Here is a 4,041-nt window from a genome sequence, read left to right as displayed (position 1 = left end):
TCCCACAGGCGGCAGGAGTCCGGCGAGATCTCATCGGCGACGACGATGCGCATCATGTCGCCCTCGAACAGCCGGCCGCATTCGATCTTGAAGTCGACGAGCTGGATGCCGACGCCCATGAACAAGCCGGAGAGGAAGTCGTTGACGCGGATGGCCAGCGCCATGACGTCGTCGATCTCCTGCGGGCTCGCCCAGCCGAACGCGGTGATGTGCTCTTCCGACACCATCGGGTCGTCGAGCGCGTCGGCCTTGTAATAGAATTCGATGATCGAGCGCGGCAGAACGGTGCCTTCCTCGATGCCGAGCCGCTTGGACAGCGAACCGGCGGCGACATTTCGCACCACCACTTCGAGCGGAATAATCTCGACTTCCTTGATCAGCTGCTCGCGCATGTTCAGCCGGCGGATGAAATGGGTCGGAATGCCCATGCGGTTCAAATGGTTGAAGATGTACTCGGAAATGCGGTTGTTGAGGACACCCTTGCCGTCGATGACCTCGTGCTTCTTCTTGTTGAACGCGGTGGCGTCATCCTTGAAGAACTGGATAAGCGTGCCCGGTTCGGGTCCCTCATAGAGTATCTTGGCCTTGCCTTCATAAATGCGGCGGCGATTTTTCATCTGGATTTTTCTCTGGGGTTCCGGACAGGGCGGTATCAGACCATTTCCTGTCCGTCTGCCTGAAATAGTGCGGCTACGGTAGGGTTCAATGCCGGGTCTATCCCAATCACATCGTTTGCTCAATCGGCAAATCCTTCCAATCAACCGCTTTCGGGACTGAAATGCCGCAGCGCAGCATGCGATGAAGCGTATTGACCGACCCGCGACCTTTTGGTTTGTGCTTTGGCAACGCACATATTCACCGCCAACGAATCGAATTTGACCGGAGGGACGCCATGAGCAGCATGAAAGACCGCGAAGAGGGCTTTGAGCGTAAATTCGCATTCGACGAGGAGCTTCGGTTCAAGGCCTCGGCGCGCCGCAACAAGGCGCTCGGCCTGTGGGCCGCCGAAAAGCTCGGAAAATCCGGCGCTGATGCCGACGCCTATGCCAAGGAAGTGGTTATCTCCGACATCGAGGAAGCCGGCGACCACGACGTGTTCCGCAAGATCCGCGGGGATTTCGACGCGGCCGGCGTCGAGCAGTCGGACCACCAGATCCGCCGCACCATGGACGAACTGATGGCGCAGGCGATCGAGCAGATCAAGAACACCTGATCCGGGCCATGCGCTGATCCCGGCCATACGCTGGACCAATCGACCGCCCGGCCTATCCGGGCGGTTTTTCTTTGCCTTTGTCGCGGTTTCCGGCTGAAACTGCCGGAGTTAACAAGGAAAGTATCCATGTCCCTGAAGTCCCGCCTCGCGGCCGACGAAACGCTGTTCACCGCATGGTCCGGCGTGCCGGATGCCTTGACCGTCGAAATCGTCGCCAAGCAGGGTTTCGATGCCGTCACGCTCGACATGCAGCATGGCGGCCATCACGAAGACAGCGTGCTGCGTGGCCTGGTGCCGGTGCTCGCTGCCGGCAAGCCGGCGCTGGTGCGCATTCCCGTTGGCCGTTTCGACATGGCAAGCCGCGCGCTCGATTTCGGCGCCGAGGCAGTCATCGCGCCGATGGTGAATTCGGTTGCCGATGCAAAACTGTTCGCCGCCGCCATGAAATACCCGCCGCTCGGCGAACGCTCCTGGGGGCCGACTTACGCTTTTCCGCGCCACGGCCAAGGCGACCAGGCCGACTGGCTGCGCGACACCAACCAGCGCACGATGGCATTCGCCATGGTCGAGACGCGTGCCGCCCTCGATGCGCTCGATGGCATCCTCGACACGCCCGGCATCGACGGCATCTTCCTCGGCCCGTCGGATTTCTCGATCGCCTGGAGCAATGGTGCGACCGTCAATTCGACGCTGGAAAGCATGATGGAGACGGTGGCATCGGTTGCCGAGCGCACCCGCAAGGCCGGCAAACATGCGGCGATCTATGTTGTCGAGCCGGCAATTGCCGGCCGGGTCGTGTCGATGGGCTATCGCCTGCTGGCCATGGGCTCCGAGCATTCGCTGATCGGGCTTGGGGCAAAAACGCTGATCAAGAGCGTCCGCGATTCGATCGGGTCCTGAAGACGCTCAAGGTTTCAGATCCGTCAGGAATTTGGCGAAGGTCATTGAACCTTCGGGCCAAGGACCAAAACCTGAATCCGGGTTGAGATGACCGGTCTCACCGGCATCGATGAACAGCGAACCCCAGGCGCCGGCGATATCCTCCGCGACATCGAAGGCGCAGAACGGATCGTTGCGGCTGGCGATCACGATCGAGGGAAAGGGCAGCGGCTCACGCGGATAGGGGCCGAAGGTCATCAGGTGCCTGGGCCTGATCTCGGGATTGGCGACGTCGGGAGGTGCCACGAAGAAGGCCCCGGCAACCGGCTTGCGGAACTGCGGAATGGCTTGCACTGCAGCGGCGACACCGAGCGAGTGCGCCACCAGGACGACCGGCCGCTCGGCCTCGTTGACCGCCTCGGCAACGCTCGCCGTCCAGTCCTCGCGAACCGGCTTCGACCACTCGGCCTGTTCGACGCGGCGCGCCGTCGACAGTTTCGACTGCCAGCGGCTCTGCCAATGGTCGGGGCCGGAATTGGTGTAGCCCGGTACGATGAGAATATCTGCTTCCTTGACCTTCATGGCGCTGAGATAGCGAGCGGCATCGCTTCGTGCAACCGGCAGGAACGCCGCTTTTGATCACAATAGTGAACACCATGTTCGCTTCTTCGCGTCTTGTGTGAACGATGCAGATGGACGATCTGTGGTCAGGAAAAGAAACAGCCGTGCGCGGGAACCCTGACTTTGGAACTGACACGACGTACAATGATCGGCGGAGTGGGGCTTCTCGCTTTGGGAGCTTCATCGCAGGCCGGTCGAACGGAGCATTCGATGAGCGAGTTGCCTTTTGCCGCCACCACCCCGGTCAGCGTTGCCCGCGTCGGGCTGAAGGCGCGCGACGCGGAAAGCCTTGCCGCCTATTACCGCGAAATTGTCGGTCTGCAGGAGTTGAGCCGTGCCGATGGCGCGATCACCCTGGGCGCCGCCAACCGTCCCTTGTTGGTGCTTGAGCAGGACGCTTCAGCCAAGCCGGATGATCCGCGCAGCGCCGGGCTGTTCCACACCGCCTTCCTGCTGCCCAGCCGCGCCGACCTCGGCCGCTGGATCAACCACGCCATATCAAACAAGATCGCGATCGAGGGCGCTTCCGACCATCTGGTCAGCGAAGCTCTGTACCTGACCGATCCCGAAGGCAATGGCATCGAGATCTATGCCGACCGCCGTGCGCAGGACTGGAAGTGGAATGGCGACAAGATTGCCATGGCGACAGAACGGCTGAACATTCCGTCCGTCGTTGCCGAAGTGCCGGCGGGTGATGCCGGCTGGCAGGGTACGCCGGAAAACAGCATCGTCGGCCATGTCCACCTGCGCGTCGGCAGGCCGGAAGACGCCGAAGCCTGGTGGAACCAGGAATTTGGCTTCGACACCATGGCCAAATACGGCGGCCAGGCGGTGTTCCTGTCGTCGGGCGGCTATCACCACCACATCGGCGCCAACGCCTGGCAGAGTTCAGGCGCCGGCCGCCGCGATTCGAGCCGGTCGGGCCTTGCCTGGGTCGAGATGCGTTCGGACAATGTGACGAGCCCGGCAACCCGCGAAGACCCGTGGGGCACGGTGATCAGGACTGTTCCCGGCAAGGTTTGAGAGCGTCTTTCTCCCCGTCACTATACGGGGAGAAATGCCCGGCAGGGCAATGAGGGCAGCGCCAAAGTCGTGAATTTGTCAAAGCGTGAATGGGTGCGATCGTCGCCGAAGTCGGCACCGCCCCTCATCCGCCTGCCGGCACCTTCTCCCCGTATAGTGACGGGGAGAAGGAAGCTCATGTCCGAACCGGATAGATAGGTAACAGAATGGACTGATTAGATGGGTGACAGTTTTCTTGTCCGCCGGGAGGACCGGCGATGGTTTGGCGAGAGACTGGCATCATGGATGAGCGGCTTCGGTTTGTT

General features: G+C 61.5%; 5 protein-coding genes. 3 read left to right on the top strand and 2 right to left on the bottom strand.

The window, feature by feature from the left end:
- A partial coding sequence (gene purC / locus EN750_RS22035; RefSeq protein ID WP_127397633.1) for a phosphoribosylaminoimidazolesuccinocarboxamide synthase occupies window positions 1-617 on the bottom strand: 617 nt, incomplete at its 3' end.
- A 275-nt stretch (window positions 618-892) separates the two neighbouring features.
- Between purC and EN750_RS22030 the strand changes: the two genes are divergently transcribed.
- Window positions 893-1,213, top strand: a complete 321-nt coding sequence (locus EN750_RS22030) for a DUF1476 domain-containing protein (RefSeq protein WP_013532126.1) — start codon at window positions 893-895, stop codon at window positions 1,211-1,213.
- Between the two features lie 126 nt (window positions 1,214-1,339).
- Window positions 1,340-2,113 carry an HpcH/HpaI aldolase/citrate lyase family protein gene (locus EN750_RS22025; RefSeq protein WP_127269901.1) on the top strand — a complete coding sequence of 258 codons (774 nt, stop codon included), beginning with the start codon at window positions 1,340-1,342 and terminating at the stop codon, window positions 2,111-2,113.
- A 6-nt stretch (window positions 2,114-2,119) separates the two neighbouring features.
- Here EN750_RS22025 and EN750_RS22020 read toward each other — a convergent pair whose 3' ends face one another.
- Window positions 2,120-2,674, bottom strand: coding sequence for an alpha/beta hydrolase (locus tag EN750_RS22020; RefSeq protein WP_127269899.1), 555 nt, complete (start codon window positions 2,672-2,674; stop codon window positions 2,120-2,122).
- 249 nt (window positions 2,675-2,923) lie between these two features.
- Here EN750_RS22020 and EN750_RS22015 point away from each other — a divergent pair, with 249 nt between their 5' ends.
- Window positions 2,924-3,736, top strand: a complete 813-nt coding sequence (locus EN750_RS22015) for a VOC family protein (protein ID WP_127397632.1) — start codon at window positions 2,924-2,926, stop codon at window positions 3,734-3,736.
- Window positions 3,737-4,041: the final 305 nt, after the last annotated feature.

Source organism: Mesorhizobium sp. M7A.F.Ca.ET.027.03.2.1, from assembly GCF_003999175.1.
Taxonomy (GTDB): domain Bacteria; phylum Pseudomonadota; class Alphaproteobacteria; order Rhizobiales; family Rhizobiaceae; genus Mesorhizobium.
Note: the sequence above shows the minus strand (reverse complement) of the source record. Positions and strands in the feature narration are given on the sequence as shown.